The 15,506-nt window shown below is 61.9% G+C and carries 18 protein-coding genes and 2 tRNA genes; 14 read left to right on the top strand and 6 right to left on the bottom strand.

From position 1 onward, the window contains the following. Nucleotides 1–2: 2 nt before the first annotated feature. From yidD to rpmH, 3 genes are read right to left on the bottom strand one after another with little or no spacing between them, the layout of a single operon-like run. The gene (gene yidD, locus ACR0NJ_RS17200; protein ID WP_480818347.1) at nucleotides 3–233 is read right to left on the bottom strand and encodes a membrane protein insertion efficiency factor YidD; all 231 of its coding nucleotides are present in this window, start codon (nucleotides 231–233) and stop codon (nucleotides 3–5) included. After that, nucleotides 230–655 (bottom strand): ribonuclease P protein component, encoded by a 426-nt coding sequence (rnpA, locus tag ACR0NJ_RS17195; RefSeq protein ID WP_480818346.1) that lies wholly within the window; start codon nucleotides 653–655, stop codon nucleotides 230–232. The genes yidD and rnpA overlap by 4 nt, the downstream gene beginning before the upstream one ends. 26 nt (nucleotides 656–681) lie before the next feature. Continuing rightward, a complete protein-coding gene (gene rpmH / locus ACR0NJ_RS17190; RefSeq protein ID WP_005980833.1) occupies nucleotides 682–816 on the bottom strand; it encodes a 50S ribosomal protein L34 in 135 nt (44 codons plus the stop codon). A 297-nt stretch (nucleotides 817–1,113) separates the two neighbouring features. On the opposite strand from rpmH, the gene ACR0NJ_RS17185 reads away from it, so the two are divergent. From ACR0NJ_RS17185 to ACR0NJ_RS17170, 4 genes are all read left to right on the top strand, one after another. Then, complete coding sequence (locus ACR0NJ_RS17185; RefSeq protein ID WP_480818345.1) at nucleotides 1,114–1,845, top strand: TVP38/TMEM64 family protein; 732 nt, start codon at nucleotides 1,114–1,116, stop codon at nucleotides 1,843–1,845. A gap of 3 nt (nucleotides 1,846–1,848) precedes the next feature. Continuing rightward, nucleotides 1,849–3,267: a dihydrolipoyl dehydrogenase family protein gene (locus tag ACR0NJ_RS17180; protein ID WP_480818344.1), complete on the top strand. Its 1,419-nt coding sequence runs from the start codon at nucleotides 1,849–1,851 to the stop codon at nucleotides 3,265–3,267. 19 nt (nucleotides 3,268–3,286) lie between these two features. Then, nucleotides 3,287–4,669: an ATP-binding protein gene (locus ACR0NJ_RS17175; protein WP_480818343.1), complete on the top strand. Its 1,383-nt coding sequence runs from the start codon at nucleotides 3,287–3,289 to the stop codon at nucleotides 4,667–4,669. 64 nt (nucleotides 4,670–4,733) lie between these two features. Beyond that, nucleotides 4,734–4,810, top strand: a tRNA-Arg gene (locus ACR0NJ_RS17170). An 82-nt stretch (nucleotides 4,811–4,892) separates the two neighbouring features. On the opposite strand, the gene acdA is transcribed toward ACR0NJ_RS17170, so the two are convergent. Further along, complete coding sequence (gene acdA, locus ACR0NJ_RS17165) at nucleotides 4,893–6,122, bottom strand: 3-sulfinopropanoyl-CoA desulfinase (protein ID WP_480818342.1); 1,230 nt, start codon at nucleotides 6,120–6,122, stop codon at nucleotides 4,893–4,895. Nucleotides 6,123–6,218: 96 nt separating this feature from the next. Between acdA and ACR0NJ_RS17160 the strand changes: the two genes are divergently transcribed. Continuing rightward, nucleotides 6,219–7,109 carry a LysR family transcriptional regulator gene (locus ACR0NJ_RS17160; RefSeq protein WP_480818341.1) on the top strand — a complete coding sequence of 297 codons (891 nt, stop codon included), beginning with the start codon at nucleotides 6,219–6,221 and terminating at the stop codon, nucleotides 7,107–7,109. Between the two features lie 37 nt (nucleotides 7,110–7,146). On the opposite strand, the gene ACR0NJ_RS17155 is transcribed toward ACR0NJ_RS17160, so the two are convergent. Continuing rightward, entirely contained in the window at nucleotides 7,147–8,316 is a 1,170-nt protein-coding gene (locus ACR0NJ_RS17155; protein ID WP_480818340.1) for a zinc ABC transporter substrate-binding protein, read from the bottom strand. 56 nt (nucleotides 8,317–8,372) lie between these two features. Here ACR0NJ_RS17155 and ACR0NJ_RS17150 point away from each other — a divergent pair, with 56 nt between their 5' ends. The 4 genes from ACR0NJ_RS17150 to ACR0NJ_RS17135 all read left to right on the top strand — a co-directional run bounded on the left by ACR0NJ_RS17150 (nucleotide 8,373) and on the right by ACR0NJ_RS17135 (nucleotide 10,881). Continuing rightward, complete coding sequence (locus ACR0NJ_RS17150) at nucleotides 8,373–8,891, top strand: transcriptional repressor (RefSeq protein WP_480818339.1); 519 nt, start codon at nucleotides 8,373–8,375, stop codon at nucleotides 8,889–8,891. Next, nucleotides 8,888–9,628 (top strand): metal ABC transporter ATP-binding protein, encoded by a 741-nt coding sequence (locus tag ACR0NJ_RS17145; protein ID WP_480818338.1) that lies wholly within the window; start codon nucleotides 8,888–8,890, stop codon nucleotides 9,626–9,628. Before ACR0NJ_RS17150 ends, ACR0NJ_RS17145 begins: the two co-directional genes overlap by 4 nt. Continuing rightward, on the top strand, nucleotides 9,628–10,425 hold the full coding sequence (locus ACR0NJ_RS17140; RefSeq protein WP_480818337.1) for a metal ABC transporter permease: 798 nt from the start codon (nucleotides 9,628–9,630) through the stop codon (nucleotides 10,423–10,425). The genes ACR0NJ_RS17145 and ACR0NJ_RS17140 overlap by 1 nt, the downstream gene beginning before the upstream one ends. Before the next feature lie 228 nt (nucleotides 10,426–10,653). Next, nucleotides 10,654–10,881 (top strand): hypothetical protein, encoded by a 228-nt coding sequence (locus ACR0NJ_RS17135; RefSeq protein ID WP_480818336.1) that lies wholly within the window; start codon nucleotides 10,654–10,656, stop codon nucleotides 10,879–10,881. 644 nt (nucleotides 10,882–11,525) lie between these two features. Here the strand turns inward: ACR0NJ_RS17135 and ACR0NJ_RS17130 are convergent. Then, nucleotides 11,526–11,600 (bottom strand) — tRNA-Thr (locus ACR0NJ_RS17130). Between the two features lie 83 nt (nucleotides 11,601–11,683). Here ACR0NJ_RS17130 and ACR0NJ_RS17125 point away from each other — a divergent pair. Genes ACR0NJ_RS17125 through hisD form a run of 5 tightly spaced genes read left to right on the top strand, consistent with a single transcriptional unit; the run spans nucleotide 11,684 to nucleotide 15,465 of the window. Further along, the gene (locus tag ACR0NJ_RS17125; protein ID WP_480818335.1) at nucleotides 11,684–11,839 is read left to right on the top strand and encodes a hypothetical protein; all 156 of its coding nucleotides are present in this window, start codon (nucleotides 11,684–11,686) and stop codon (nucleotides 11,837–11,839) included. 6 nt (nucleotides 11,840–11,845) lie between these two features. After that, entirely contained in the window at nucleotides 11,846–13,114 is a 1,269-nt protein-coding gene (murA, locus tag ACR0NJ_RS17120; protein ID WP_480818334.1) for a UDP-N-acetylglucosamine 1-carboxyvinyltransferase, read from the top strand. After that, the gene (locus ACR0NJ_RS17115) at nucleotides 13,111–13,587 is read left to right on the top strand and encodes a DUF2948 family protein (RefSeq protein WP_480818333.1); all 477 of its coding nucleotides are present in this window, start codon (nucleotides 13,111–13,113) and stop codon (nucleotides 13,585–13,587) included. The genes murA and ACR0NJ_RS17115 overlap by 4 nt, the downstream gene beginning before the upstream one ends. A 53-nt stretch (nucleotides 13,588–13,640) precedes the next feature. Continuing rightward, on the top strand, nucleotides 13,641–14,111 hold the full coding sequence (locus ACR0NJ_RS17110; RefSeq protein WP_480818332.1) for a GNAT family N-acetyltransferase: 471 nt from the start codon (nucleotides 13,641–13,643) through the stop codon (nucleotides 14,109–14,111). A 52-nt stretch (nucleotides 14,112–14,163) separates the two neighbouring features. Continuing rightward, nucleotides 14,164–15,465: a histidinol dehydrogenase gene (hisD, locus tag ACR0NJ_RS17105; RefSeq protein ID WP_480818331.1), complete on the top strand. Its 1,302-nt coding sequence runs from the start codon at nucleotides 14,164–14,166 to the stop codon at nucleotides 15,463–15,465. Nucleotides 15,466–15,506 lie beyond the last annotated feature (41 nt).

Genomic DNA, 15,506 nt, shown 5'->3' with positions numbered 1-15,506 from the left:
TCTCAGTCCTTGCGATCCGGCACCGGATCATAGCCATCCCCGCCCCAGGGGTGGCAGCGCCCGATGCGGCGGGCGGCGAGCCACGCGCCTTTGATGGGGCCGTGTTTCTCCAGCGCCTCCAGCGCATAGGCGGAACATGTGGGCTGGTAGCGGCAATTGAACCCGACCCAGGGGCTGAAGATCAGCCGATAGGCCCGGACGGGCAGCGCGAGGATATGGGCAAACAGCGTCATTTCCCGGTGTCGTGCAGCTTGCGCAGCGCGTATTTCAGATCGTCCAGCAAGGCGTCAAACGGGCGGGCGTCGGTCACCTCGGCCCGTCCGATCAGAACGTAATCCCATCCGTCCAGCCCGTGCGCAGGCAGAACGGCCCGCGCGGCCTCGCGCAGCCGGCGTTTAGCGCGGTTGCGGGCGACTGCGTTGCCGACTTTCTTGGAACAGGTGAACCCCACCCGAATACCGGGGGTTTCATCGGGCGCACGTTTGCGGGCCTGTACCATCATCGAGGATGTGCCCTGCCTGCGCGCCCGCGCAGCTTTCAGAAAATCTGACCGTTTCTGCAGAACGGTCAGAGTGTCACGCGAACAAACGGACGCCGCCGGGGGCGTCACCCTCGGCTGGTTGTTACCATCCTCAGGGGCCTCCGGCGGCGTCATGTTCATAACCTGAAAGGTCGAGAGGCTTATGCGCTCAGCGACTTGCGGCCACGTGCGCGGCGCGCGTTCAGGATTTTGCGGCCGGCCTTGGTGGCCATGCGCGCGCGGAAACCGTGGCGGCGTTTGCGAACCAGGTTCGAAGGCTGATAGGTGCGTTTCATCGCTCCGTCTCCAATCTATAGCGGTGGGGTGCGGCGCGGATTCGCCTGGCCCTAGTGTTCGAAGCCCGTCCTCTACTGCTAAGGGCAGGGTAAGTCAAACCCCTAGGTGGGGGTTTTGTCGCTATTTGCAACAATTCTGTAACCGGGCGGGCCAAAAGATTTCAGAATCGGTGTGTTCCACACGGAAACGCTCACATTAACCGACACATGGATCAAGGCCGCGTGAAGCCTCTGTTGCTTGATGCCCAGGCGGCGCATCTTGTGGTGGAGATGAAACTGACAAAGCCGGACGGCGACATGAGCGATACCACCCAGGCGCCGCGCAGCGGGATTGCGCGCCATATTCCCTTGCTGATTATCCTGACGGTCGCCGCCGTCGGGTTCTTCACCCTTGGGGATTACCTGACCTTCGAGACCCTGCGCGACAACCGCGAGGCGCTTTTGGCCTGGCGCGACGGACATTACTGGGCGATGGCGGCGGCTTTTGTCGGTATTTACATCGTGATCGTGGCCTTTTCCCTGCCCGGCGCGGCCGTCGCCTCGATGACCGGAGGGTTCCTGTTCGGCCTGTTCGCTGGCACTGTCTTTAACGTTGTCGCCGCCACTATTGGCGCATCGGCGATCTTTCTGGCGGCACGCTGGGGATTGGGCGAGTCGCTGACCGCGCGGCTGGAATCCTCGGAAGGCACGGTCAAAAAGCTGAAAGACGGCCTGCGCGAAAACGAGATTTCAGTGCTGTTCCTGCTGCGTCTCGTGCCTGTCGTGCCGTTCTTCGTGGCCAATCTGGTGCCTGCGCTGGTGGGCGTAAAGTTCCGCAACTTCCTGTTGACCACGGCGCTGGGCATCATTCCCGGCGGGATCGTCTACACCTGGATCGGCGTCGGTCTGGGCGGCGTATTCGACCGGGGCGAAACGCCGGATGTCTCGCTGCTGTGGGAACCGTTCGTGATCGGCCCCATCCTTGGCCTGTGCCTTCTGGCCGCTCTGCCGATTGCGATCAAAGCCCTGCGCGGCAAAAAGGACAGCTGATCCATGACCGAACTGAAAACCGATATCCTGGTGATCGGAGCCGGGTCCGGAGGCCTGTCGGTTGCCGCCGGGGCCAGTCAGATGGGCGCCGATGTGGTCCTGCTGGAAGGCCACAAGATGGGTGGCGACTGCCTGAACTTTGGTTGCGTTCCGTCCAAGGCCCTGATCGCCAGCGGCAAGGCGGCTTACGGTCAGGCGCATGCCTCAGCGCTGGGCGTGGCGGATGTGGTGCCCAAGGTCGATTATGCCGCCGCCAAGGACCACGTGCAGGATGTCATCGCGCAGATCGAGCCGATGGACAGTCAGGAACGTTTCGAGGGCTTCGGCGTCAAGGTGATCCGGGAATACGGCAGCTTTGTCTCGCCAACGCAGGTGCAGGCGGGCGACACGCTGATCACAGCGCGCCGCGTGGTGATTGCGACCGGTTCGTCCCCTCTGGTGCCGCCGATCCCCGGTCTGGATCAGGTGCCCTACTACACCAACGAGACGATCTTTGATCTGCGCGACAAACCCGAACATCTGCTGATCATCGGCGGTGGTCCCATTGGCATGGAGATGGCGCAGGCCCATATCCGGCTGGGCTGCAAAGTGACGGTAATCGAAGGCATGCAGGCGCTGGGCAAGGATGACCCCGAGGCCGCCGCGATTGTTCTGGACACCCTGCGCGCCGAAGGTGTCGAGATCCACGAACAGGCCATGGTCGCCCAGATTCACGGCTCGGACGGCAAGGTCGAGGTGGTGACCGAGACCGGCCAGATTTACGCGGGCACGCATCTGCTGCTGGCGGCGGGGCGCAAGGCCAATACCGACCGGCTGAACCTTGAGGCCGCTGGGATCGAGCCCACCCGAACCGGCATCAAGGTCGATGAAACACTGCGCACCACGAACCGCAAGGTCTATGCTATTGGCGATGTCGCGGGCGGCCTGCAATTCACCCATGTCGCAGGCTATCACGCGGGGATCATCATCCGCTCGGCCCTGTTTGGCCTGCCGTCCAAGGCGAAAACCGCCCACATCCCCTGGGCCACCTACACGGACCCCGAACTGGCCCAAGTCGGCCTGACCGAGGCGCAGGCTCGTGCGCAGCACGGTGACAGGATGGAAATCGCGCGGTTTGACTACCACCACAACGACCGCGCGATATCCGAGCGTAAAACGAAAGGCTTCATTAAGGTCATGGTCGTAAAAGGCCGACCCGTGGGGGCTACAATCGTGGGTCATCAGGCGGGCGAACTGATCAACTTGTGGTCGCTGGCGCTGGCCAATAACCTGAAGATGGGCCAGATCGCCGCGATGGTTTCCCCCTATCCGACGATCGGAGAGCTTAACAAACGCGTCGCGGGTGCTTATTTCTCGCCAAGGCTGTTTGAGAATCAAACGGTTAAACGAATGGTCAGATTCGTCCAGCGCTGGATACCCTGACTGGAAAAGGGAGAGCAGAGTGAACTCGCTGTCAGGCCGATTTCTGATCCTGACCACGGTCTTCGTCATGTTGGCCGAGATTCTGATCTTTGTCCCCTCGATCGCGCGCTTTCGCGAGGATTTCCTGCTGAACCGGCTGGAACGCGCCCAGATCGCCTCATTGGCGCTATTGGCCGACGACATGCTGGCCGACGATCTTGAGACCGAGCTGCTGGCCAATGCGGGTGTCTATAACGTCGTGCTGCGCCGCGACGAAGTGCGCCAGTTGATGCTGTCGTCACCCATCCCCGAGCAGATTACCAAGACCTACGACCTGCGCGATGCAGGCCCGTGGGTTCTGATCCGCGACGCGATCTCCCGGCTGCTGACGCCTGAGAACGAGGTGATCCGCGTGATTGGCGAACCAGTCAAAAGCGCGGGCCTTCTGATCGAGGTGACCACCGACAGCATGCCCTTGCGCATGGCCATGACCGATTACGGCCTGCGAATTCTGGGCCTGTCCTTCGTGATCTCGATTATCACGGCGTTTTTCCTGTTTCTGGCCGTGCGCGTTGTTCTGGTGAAGCCGATCAAAGGCGTGGTCGGCTATATGCAGCGCTACGCCAGCGCGCCCGAGGATGCGCGGGGCATCATCTCGCCCAATTCCAAAGTGACCGAACTGCGCGAGGCCGAAGAGGCCCTGCAGCAACTGCAGACAGATCTGACCCAAGCCCTGAAGCAACGGGAGCGTCTGGCGCAATTGGGCGGTGCGGTGGCCAAGGTTAGCCATGATCTGCGCAATATTCTGACCTCGGCACAACTGTTCACCGACAGGATCGAGGCAAGCGACGACCCGCTGGTCCGCCGTATGGCACCCAAGCTGGTCAACTCGATCACGCGGGCGGTGTCGCTGTGCGAAAGCACGCTGGCCTTCGGCCGCGCCGAGGAGCCTGCGCCGACCCTGACCATGGTGCACCTGCGCGACATCGCCGAGGACGTGGCCGCCAATGAACGGCTCGCCCTCGCCGATGCTTGCGTCGAGATCGCAAACGACCTGCCCGAAGATCTGGTGGCCCGCGCCGATCCGGAACAGATGTTCCGAGTGATCATGAACCTGGTGCGCAATGCGCGTCAGGCGCTGGTGGCTTCGGGTAAACCCGGGCGAATTACCATCGCGGGTTGCGAGTATGACAACAGCTGGTGCATCGAAATTCGCGACACCGGCCCCGGCCTGCCCCCCAAAGCCCGCGAGAACCTGTTCACCCCGTTTCAGGGTGGCGTGCGCAAGGGCGGCTCTGGTCTGGGGCTGGCAATCTCGCAGGAACTTGTCCGCGGGCATGGCGGCGATCTGCTGCTGAAAGACACTGGCCCCGAGGGAACCACCTTTGAAATAAGGCTGCCGCGCGGGGACGTGACTTTTTGAAGATTTTTTGAAGAATCGGCTTGCACGTGCCTGATCCCGGGTCTACATAGCGCCTCACCAACGCGGACCGATAGCTCAGCTGGATAGAGTACTTGACTACGAATCAAGGGGTCGGGGGTTCGAATCCTCCTCGGTCCGCCATTTGGTAAAAAATCCCTTAAGTTACTGCAGTTTAAATGGCTTGCTCCGCGCTAAAGCCGCGCCGTCGTCGCAGGCGTGTGTTTCAGCCCGTAGACCGAGCCGCTGGGGTTTCCTCTGCCAGTTTCGCGTAGCCGTCCCGTGTCTGGGGTGTTTTGATGCCCAGCAATGCGCCTGCGACTTGCGTTTTCAGGACTTGGGCGGTGCCGCCTCCGATGGTGAACATGCGCACGTCGCGGTACATGCGCTCAATCGGTTCCTGCGCCCCGTAGCCGCGTGCCCCAAACATCTGCAGCGCGTCATTCACGACCTTCACCGCTTGTTCCGAGGCAAAGGCCTTGGCGCGCGCTGCCATCAACATGTCGGGAAAACCGGTTGGGCCAAGCGCCCTCGCCGCCTCGTGCAGCATTAGGCGTGAGGCATGGACGGCTGTATCCATCTCGGCGAACATCCATTGCAGACCCTGAAATTCCTGCAGGGGGCGGCCGAACTGGTGGCGCTGGCGCAGATATCTTTTGGCATGGTCCAGCGCGCCAGCGGCGATGCCCATGGCGACCGTGCCTGCGCCGACGCGCTGGCTGTTATAGGCGGTCATCAGGTCGGCAAAGCCGCGCCCGATCCCGGACGGGGGGCCAAGCATGAAGCGGGCATCCACTTCCAGATCGGTAAACCGCAGCTCGGCCTCGGGCATGCCGCACAGGCCCATGGTGCGTTCGTGGCGCACGACCTCGAACCCTTTGGGCGCGATCCCGTTGTTCGGGTCATAATGCACCAGAAAGCCGGTTATGCCCTGTTCGGTTCCGTCTTCATCCAGAACGCGCGCGAAGATGAGGTATAGCTTGGAGACACCGCCCCCGGTGATCCAGTGTTTGGTGCCGTTGATGAGGTATGTGCCGCCAACACGCCGGGCGGTTGTCTGCATCTCGGTCGCGGCGCTGCCGGCGTCGGGTTCCGATATGCAAATGGCCGGTTTGTCCCCCGCTAGAACGATGGGGGCGACATAGGCGCGCTGCGCGTCGGTGCCATAGGCCATGATTGCGCTGATGCCGCCCATGTTGGCCTCGACCACGATCCGGGCGGTCAGGGCGCAGGCTTTGGCGATTTCCTCGACCACCAGAACCACGTCGCTATAGCTTGCGCCCAACCCTCCGAACTTTGTCGGGATCGTCATGCCCATCAGGCCTGCGTCGGTCAGGGTGCGCACATTGCCCCAGCAATAGATGCGAGTCTCGTCCCAATATCCGGCGCGATCTGCAAAGCCCGGGGCGAGGTCGCGGGCAATTGCCTGATAGCTGTTGGTGCCTTGGTCGAGCATTGAGCCGTCCTTTTCGTGTTCTCACTATTATGTGAGACTGAGCATCTCTTTCACAAACGAATTTACTTGATGGATAAATTGAGGTTTGTTGAAGTTATGCAGATATCTTCCCTCGAAACGCTGGTTGCTGTGGCACAGCACAGCTCGTTCTCCCGCACGGCGGACATTCGCAACATGACCCTGTCTGCGGTGAGCATGCAGATGAAGTCGTTGGAGGATGAGCTGGGGGCTGAGCTGTTCGACCGCAGGTTCCGACCGCCGAAGCTGACGCCGCTGGGGAAACGGGTTGCGCAGGATGCAAGGTCCATCGTGGAAGCTTACGCGCTGCTACGCTCACGCTGCCTGTCGACCAGCGAACTGACCGGGGCCTACAGGATCGGCTTTGTTCCGTCAGCCAGTGCCCGCATTCTGCCAAGGCTATTGCGGGTTGCCGCACAGCAGGCCCCGAAGGCCGCGTTCAGCGCCACAACGGCCCTCTCGGAAACCCTGTGTCATCAGGTCAGAAACGGCCAGTTGGACGCGGCCGTTGTGACCGAGATCGACGATGCCACCGTCGAACTGGCCTGCGAAACGCTCCGGCAAGAGGAGATGGTTGTCGCGGTCCCATCCTCAAGCGCCATTGGCGGGTTTGCCGATCTGGATGCGTCTCTGCCGTTTCTGCAATTCGCGCCGACCTCGGGGATTGGCAAGCTGATCGCGCGGTATCGGGATCGCATGCAGCTTACGTCTGGAAACGTGATCGTGCTGGACAGTATCGAAGCGATTGTCCAATGCGTCAGAAACGGGATCGGATATGCGCTTTTGCCGCGCCCGGATGTCGCGCGGTACGGCGGCGATCAGGTTCAGATCTTGCCCTGCAGGCCGCAGCCGTTGTTCCGCAACCTCTCGCTGGTGACGCGGGATGATGCGTTGGCCGCGTCTTGGCGGCCAGAACTGAAACAGTTGTTGAAAGAAAGCTTGCCCGAGGTGGACCGGCCAGACGGCTGACCCGAGGCCAATTTGGCGCGGGTCAGCCGGGTTGCAACTACAGGCACTCTGCCAGTGTTTTGGCCATGTTGCGGATCACCTGCGGATACAGGTCCGCGCCGGGCTCCAGGTCGGCCCCGAGAGGGTCGATTACGCCTGTTTTGGCGTCCGTTCCGTCCATCACAGTATCGACGAGGCCCTGATTGAATTGCGGTTCGGCCAGAACGCAATCAACGCCTTCGTCGCGAATGCGCCCCTGAATTTCTGCGACCCGAGCCGGGCTTGGGTCTGAGGCGTCGCTGAGGGAAATCGCTCCCGAGGCAGGAAACTCGAACGCATCCTCGAAATACTGATAGGCGTCGTGGAAGACGATGAAGCTGCCGCCGCGAAGGGGGTTCAGCATCTCGGCCACTTCTGCCGACAGCGCGTCCATTTCTTCGCGCGCTGCGGCGGCATTGGCGAAGTAAGCGCCTGCGTTGTCCGGATCAGCCGAGGACAGCTGTGCCGCGATCAGATTCAGCCAGGTGCTGGCATTGGCAGGCGATAGCCAGGCGTGAGGGTCGTGGTCGCCGTGATCGTGCCCTTCGTGTCCGTGGTCATCGTGACCGGCGTGATCTTCATGGTCTTTGTCTTCGGCATGCTCGTCATGCGCGTGTTCGTCGTCGTGCCCGTGATCGTCGTGATCCTTGTCGCCCGCATGGTCTTCGTGATCGTGGTCGTCATCATGCGCGTGCTCATCATGATCATGCTCGTCATCATGCCCGTGTTCGTCATGCTTGGCATGATCCTCATCATGATCGTGATCGTCGTGACCGTCCCCGTCGGCATGGTCCTCATGATCATCCTCATCGCCATGATCATGCGCTTCGAACAACGCGCCTTCACGGAAATCCAGCAGGACGGTGCCATCGGATTCCAGCAAGGTCGTGACCGTTGCACCGTCGGCAAGGGTTTCAATCGCGCCCTCCATCCAGGGCGTCAGATCCTCACCCAACCAGAACACCAAATCGGCCTCTTGCAGCGCAGCTGCTTCGGACGGGCGCAGGTTGTATTCGTGGGGTGAAGCGCCGGGCTGCACGATCAGCTTCGGGGTGCCGACCCCCTCCATCACGCGCGCGACCAGCGAATGCACCGGCGCGATATCAACCGCCACGTTCGGGGCATCCGCCAACGCAGTGCCCCCCATCAAAACCGCCGTGACCGAAACCGGAAGAAGCTTTCTGGACATCAGACCCTCTATGTGATTGTATAACATTGCCAGCCAAATACATGATATGTAATAATATGACAAGTGAGACGCGCCCCGTTCCCGCCGAAGATGCGGCCCTGATCGGGTTTCAGAAACATGACCACGACACCTGCGTTGGCTCCGCCCTTGCCACGGCCGAGGCGCGCTGCCGCGACGAAGGACTGCGCCTGACCCCGGTCCGGCGCAAGGTGTTGGAGTTGTTGCTGCAGGAACACCGCGCACTGGGGGCCTATGCGATCCTCGACCGTTTACGGGACGAAGGATTTGGCTCGCAGCCGCCGGTGGCCTATCGGGCTCTGGATTTCCTGGTCGAGAACGGCTTTGTGCACAAGATCGAGCGTTTGAACGCCTTTGTCGCCTGCGCGCATCCCGGCGCGTCGCATTCCCCCGCCTTCATGATCTGCCGTAAATGCGACGCGGTGGCCGAGGCGCAATCCGCCCCGGCCAAAGGCGCGCTGGGAGCTGCGGCCCGCGCCGTGGGGTTCGAGATTGAGCGCACCGTGGTCGAGGCCGAGGGCATCTGCCCTGCCTGCACCCAGAAAGCGTCGAAATGACCCTGATCCGTGTCGAAGACCTGACCGTGCGCTATGGCGCAAACACGGTGCTGCGCCATGTGGACATGGCGGTCGAGCCGGGTGAGATCGTGACGATTGTCGGCCCCAACGGCTCGGGCAAAACCAGTCTGCTGCGTGCGATCATCGGCGCGACGCCGCCATCGACCGGGCGGGTTACACGGAAGCCGGGACTGAAAATTGGCTACGTGCCGCAGAAGCTGCATATTGATCCGACCCTGCCCATGACCGTCGAACGGTTCATGCGGCTGACCCATCCGGTGACGCGCAAGGATTGCGCCGATGCGCTAAAGGTTGCGGGCGTGCCGGACCTTATGAAACGCCAGATGTCGCAATTGTCCGGCGGGCAGTTTCAACGCGTTCTGCTGGCTCGGGCTTTGATCAACCGGCCCGATATCCTGCTGCTGGACGAAGCGACGCAAGGTTTGGACCAACCGGGCTCTGCCGCGTTTTATCAGCAGATCGAGACGGTGCGGCGCGACACCGGCTGCGCAATCATCATGATCAGCCACGAATTGCACGTGGTCATGAGCGCGTCTGACCGGGTGATCTGTCTGAACGGCCATGTCTGCTGCGAGGGCTCGCCCGCCGTAGTCGCCTCGGCCCCGGAATACCGCGCCCTGTTCGGGACTGGTACCGGCGGCGCGCTGGCGCTTTATCGCCATGACCACGACCACCATCACGACCACGGGTCAAACGCGCAGGAAGCGGCAGAGTAATGCTTGATGATTTTATGACGCGGGCGACGCTCGCCGGAGTGGGCGTGGCGTTTGCCGCCGCTCCGCTGGGGTGTTTCGTGGTCTGGCGGAGGATGGCCTATTTCGGGGATGCGACCGCGCATGCCGCGATTCTGGGGGTGGCATTGTCGCTGACCTTTCAGATGTCGATCTTTACCGGAGCGCTTGCCGTGGCGCTGGTCATGGCGCTGACCGTGACGCTGTTGACTGGTCGGGGCTATGCGATGGACACGCTGCTGGGCGTTCTGGCCCATTCCGCGCTGGCCTTTGGTCTGGTTGCGGTGTCGTTCTTGTCTGGCGTGCGCATCGATCTGATGGCGTATCTGTTCGGCGACATTCTGGCCGTCTCCCGCACCGATCTGGCGGTCATCTGGGGCGGTGCGGCGCTGGTCATCGGCCTGATCGCGTGGCGCTGGTCGCAACTGCTGACGGCCACCCTGAACGAGGAATTGGCCTATGCCAGCGGCTTCGATCCCAAGCGCGAGCAGTTGATCCTGACCCTATCACTGGCGGTGACGGTCGCGGTTGCGATCAAGGTAGTTGGCGTTCTGCTGATCGCGGCAATGCTGATCATCCCGGCGGCCGCCGCGCGCAGTCTGGCACGATCCCCCGAGTCGATGGCATTGATCGCGGCGGCAATCGGCGCGGCCTCGGCCGTTGCCGGGTTGCGGGCGGCCTATGTGTTCGATACGCCAGCGGGGCCGTCCATCGTTTGCGTGGCCGCTATTATATTCGCCTGTTTCAGCCTGTTGGGCTGGGGCGGTCAGCGCAGGACGTGATCGCGGGGCGGGTCAAACCCGAGTAGATGGTGGCGTCCTCGCGTAGCGATGTTCGCAAAATATTTTGGGTTTCGATCCAAAACCCGGCGCAGGCGATGGCCCCAGGCCATTCAACGCAAACTCGGGTCGCCATAACACGCGGCCAGCATCGCCTTACACGGTTTCGGTGGAAAATCCCTGAAATCCGATGCACCCTGACCCATGTGCAATCGGGCAGGAGGACCAGCAATGCCCCAGTACAACGACATGTTTGAATTGTCGGTCGAGGATATGGACCTGATCGAAAAAGCGCTGCGTCAGGCCATGACCTCTTACGCGGTTGAGCAGCCGGGCGAGTCCGAAAGTAACATGCGCGAGCGCGAAGACACCGTCCGTCGGATACATGACCTTCTGGGCAGGCTCCATGATCAGAAGATTTTCTATCGTCCTAAAAGCGGCGTATACCTTGGCGGATGATACCGGAGATTGGGAAGAAGACGTCTGTCAGCGGTATGAGAGGCGCGTGCGCGGCCCCGCAGGAGCGGCAGAATCGTTGCTGCGCATTGTTGGATGTGTATTCGTGGGGCGACACGCTGCACTCATAACCCCCTCAAAAACCAGTTGGAAAACCAGTACGTGCTAAAATCCGAACGTGTCGCCCACGTCAGAAAGGTGGCATTATGGCGAAAATGTGTCCACAACTCATTGTGAAACTCACCGTTTCCACTGCGGAAACCCTGCGTTTCACAAGTTTTGTTCCAATTAAGGGAAAACCCCAATTTCCGAGATTTGATTTAGCGCATAGTCTGAATTCAACGGACCACTTAAACCAATCCGTAACACCCCCTCCGACTGAGGGGCTGGCCTATACCCCCTCGTCCAGCCCCTCACACCACCCATCAATTTCATACACGCGTTGCGGACAGTTTCTTACGGACCAGAAGCGCGCAGCGTCAGTGTATTCCGCCCACTGAACGGGATGCCCCGGTTAGGTTTGGCGGGGTGCAGCAGAACAACCGTCGGATCTTGCACCGGCAACGCTGGGCTGAACCCGCGGCGCGAAACACCACGAGCGTCGGGCGTCGTTTTGGCGTAAGCTTCTGTGTTTTATGTGAAAATCATGGTGCTGCTGGAGAGAATTGAACTCTCGACCTCTCCCTTACCAAGGGAGTGCTCTACCTCTGAGCTACAGCAGCGCTGTGGGCGGGTGATTAGACTCAAACGAAACGCGGCGCAAGGGTGTCTGGACGGTTTTTTTCGCCTCCTGTAGAGAAAGACAATGGCAGAGAAACATTCACCCAAAAAACACGGTAAACCGGGGCAAACGCGCGAAGACCGCTTGAAAGCGGCGCTGAAAGCGAACATGGGGCGGCGCAAGGCGCAGGCCAAGGCGCGCGCGGCCTCGGATGACAAGGCCGGTAAGGACGAGGGATAAGAGCAGATGGATTCGATTCTGGTGACGGGGAATGGCCCGCTGAACGGGCAGATTCCGATTGCGGGGGCGAAGAACGCGTGCCTGACGTTGATGCCCGCGACGCTTTTAAGCGAAGAACCGCTGACGCTGACCAATGCGCCGCGGCTGAGCGACATCAAGACCATGACGGCGCTGCTGCAATCGCTGGGGGCCGAGGTCTCGGCCCTGCAGGACGGGCAGGTGATCGCGATGTCGAGTCACGATCTGACCAGTCAGACGGCGGATTACGACATCGTGCGGAAGATGCGCGCCTCGAACCTCGTGCTGGGGCCATTGCTGGCGCGGTTCGGGCAGGCCGTGGTGTCTTTGCCCGGCGGATGTGCCATCGGCGCGCGACCGATGGATTTGCATATGGAAGGTCTGGAAGCGCTGGGGGCCGAGATCGATCTGAAAGACGGCTACCTGCACGCCAAGGCTCCGGGAGGGCTGAAAGGCGCGGTGCATGAGATGCGCTTTGCCTCGGTCGGCGCGACCGAGAATATCGTCATGGCGGCCACGCTCGCCAAGGGCACCACGGTCCTGAAAAACGCCGCGCGCGAGCCCGAGATTGTCGATCTGGTCGAATGCCTGCGCAAGATGGGCGCGCAGATCTCGGGCGAGGGGACCTCGACCATCGAAATTCAGGGCGTCGACCGCCTGCACGGCGCGACCCATCAGGTCGTGACCGACCGGATCGAGCTGGGCACCTATATGCTGGCCCCCGCGATCTGCGGCGGCGAGGTCGAATTGCTGGGCGGCCGGATGCGGCTGGTCGAAAGCTTTGCGGCCAAGCTTGATGAGGCGGGGATCAACGTCTCGGAAACCGAAAAGGGCCTGAAAGTCGCCCGCAAGAATGGCCGCGTGACGGCGGTCGATGTGGTCACCGAACCCTTCCCCGGCTTCCCCACCGATCTGCAGGCGCAGATGATGGCGCTGATGTGCATTGCCAAAGGTGTGTCCGTTCTTGAAGAGCGTATTTTCGAGAATCGCTTTATGCACGCCCCGGAACTGGTTCGCATGGGCGCTGAAATCGAGGTACATGGCGGCACCGCCACCGTGACCGGGGTCGAACGCCTGAAAGGCGCGCCGGTGATGGCGACGGACCTGCGGGCCTCGGTCTCGCTGATCCTGGCCGGATTGGCGGCAGAAGGGGAAACGGTGGTCAGCCGGGTCTATCATCTGGACCGCGGATATGAGCATGTGGTGCGCAAGCTGGAAGGCGTGGGCGCAAAGATTGAACGGATCAAGGGCGAATGACAGACGCAAGTTTCGAAGACGGGCGCGAGGCGCCGCTGAATCTGGGGGCTGAGGACGGCGATGACCTGCAGGTCGTTGCGACGCTGACGCAGGATGCGGTTTTCCCGGTGACCGAGATGAAGTGGCAGCCGGCGCAGCGGCGCTTTGGCCTGCTGCTGAACCGGTTCCGGTGGGAAGACAAGGAAGCCGCCACGCGCCGCGATCGCCCGTTCGAGAGGGTGCAGTCGGTTCTGGTGTTTGACTCCGTTCTCTCGGTCGCCAGTCAGGGCATTGACCGCCGCGATCCGGACATGATCCTGTCCCTGCTGTCGGTCGATTTTGAACCGGGCGAGGATGGTGCCGGGCAGGTGCTGCTGACCCTTGCCGGCGACGGTGCGATCCGGCTGACGGTCGAGGCGCTGGAGGCCACGCTAAAGGATGTCACCCGACCCTATCGCGCCCCGTCGGGCCACGCGCCGCATCATCCCGAGTGAACAACAAGCGCGGTATCTCTCAGGCGTTTCAGCAAGTGCCGCCTGGGCTTATCTTGCGCCCGTCGACGGTGTTTGACGTTTTCGATATAAGCCGCGTTTTGATCCGTTCGATCACCGAGCTTTGCGTGGCCGATCATGGCAATGACCCCGATCTTGTGGCGGAGTGGACTGCGAACAAGGACCCGCAGACAATCCGCGACTGGGTTCAGTCGGACACAGAGGTTTGGTTGGCTGAAACCGACGGTCAGATCGCCGGGGTGGGCAGTTTGCGGGGTCATGCCGAAATCTCGCGCCTTTTTGTGGGGCCGGACCACGTTGCCCACGGCGTTGGATCGGCTCTGCTGGCCAAGCTGGAACGCGAACTGGCAGCGCAAGGATGCGATCAGGCCCATCTAACTGCGACAACCACGGCGCGTGCCTTCTATCTGAGGCAAGGTTGGCAAGAGGTTGGCACCTCGACGGATCACTATGGCCTGCGGCAATTTCATATGCGCAAATCGCTGCACCCCAAGGTCGAGGGTTGAGGCGCACCGGCCCCGGCGATAAGACGCATGCAAACGCCCGGAGTGCTTGATTATGCCCGTTTTCCTGAACACGACCTCGCCCGATTTTGAAGCCGGATTCCAATCGCTGCTCAGCGCCAAGCGCGAGGACAGCCCGGATGTGGACGCGGTCGTGGCGCAGATCATCGACGATGTGCGCAGTCGGGGCGATGCGGCGGTGATCGAACTGACCGCCAAATTCGACCGGTTGGAGTTGACGCCCGAGACACTGGCGTTCAGCGCCGCCGAGATTGCCGAGGCGGTGGCACAGGTCACGCCCGAGAATCGCGCCGCGCTGGAACTGGCCGCCGAGCGCATCCGGGCCTATCACGAACAGCAGATGCCCGAGGATCAGGAGTGGACCGACACGGCGGGCGCAACGCTCGGCTGGCGCTGGTCAGCGGTTTCGGCAGCGGGCTTGTATGTGCCGGGCGGTCTGGCCTCGTACCCGTCCTCGGTGCTGATGAACGCGATCCCGGCCAAGGTGGCGGGGGTCGGGCGGCTGGCCATCGTCGTGCCCACGCCCGACGGGCAGGCGAACCCGCTGGTCCTGCTGGCGGTGCAACTGGCGGGCGTGGATGAGGTGTATCGCATCGGCGGCGCGCAAGCGATTGCCGCACTGGCCTATGGCACCGACACCATCGCGCCGGTCGACAAGATCACCGGGCCGGGCAATGCCTTTGTTGCCGCCGCCAAACGCCGGGTGTTCGGCAAGGTGGGCATCGACATGATCGCGGGGCCGTCCGAGATTCTGGTCATCGCAGACAAGGACAACGACCCCGACTGGATTGCACTCGATCTGCTTAGTCAGGCCGAACATGACGAAAGCGCGCAATCCATCCTGATCACCGACGATGCCGGTTTTGGTCAAGCCGTCGCGCAGGCGGTCGAGAAACGGCTGGAAACCCTGCAGCGCCGTGCCATCGCGGGCGCAAGCTGGCGTGACTTCGGCGCGGTGATCACCGTGCGCGATCTGGACGAGGCCGCGGCCCTGTCGAACCGCATCGCCCCCGAACACCTTGAGCTTTGCGTGGCCGACCCCGTGACGCTCAGCCACAAAACCATCCACGCAGGTGCCATCTTCCTTGGCCAATACACGCCCGAGGCCATCGGCGATTATGTCGGCGGCCCCAATCACGTCCTGCCCACGGCGCGGTCTGCGCGGTTTTCCTCGGGCCTCAGCGTGATGGATTTCCTCAAACGCACCACGCTCAGCCAGATGACGCCCGAGGCGCTGCGCGCCATCGGGCCAGCGGCTGAACAGTTGGCAAAGTCCGAAAGCCTGGAAGCGCACGGCCTGTCGGTCACGGCGCGTCTCAACCGGCTGAATGGCTGACCTGCTGCCGAGGTGTTTCTATCCGTTGCTCAACGAAATAC

This window comes from Ruegeria sp. F11 (assembly GCF_056533855.1).
The sequence above is the reverse complement of the archived record's forward strand: the minus strand, read 5'-3'. Positions and strand labels throughout refer to the sequence as shown.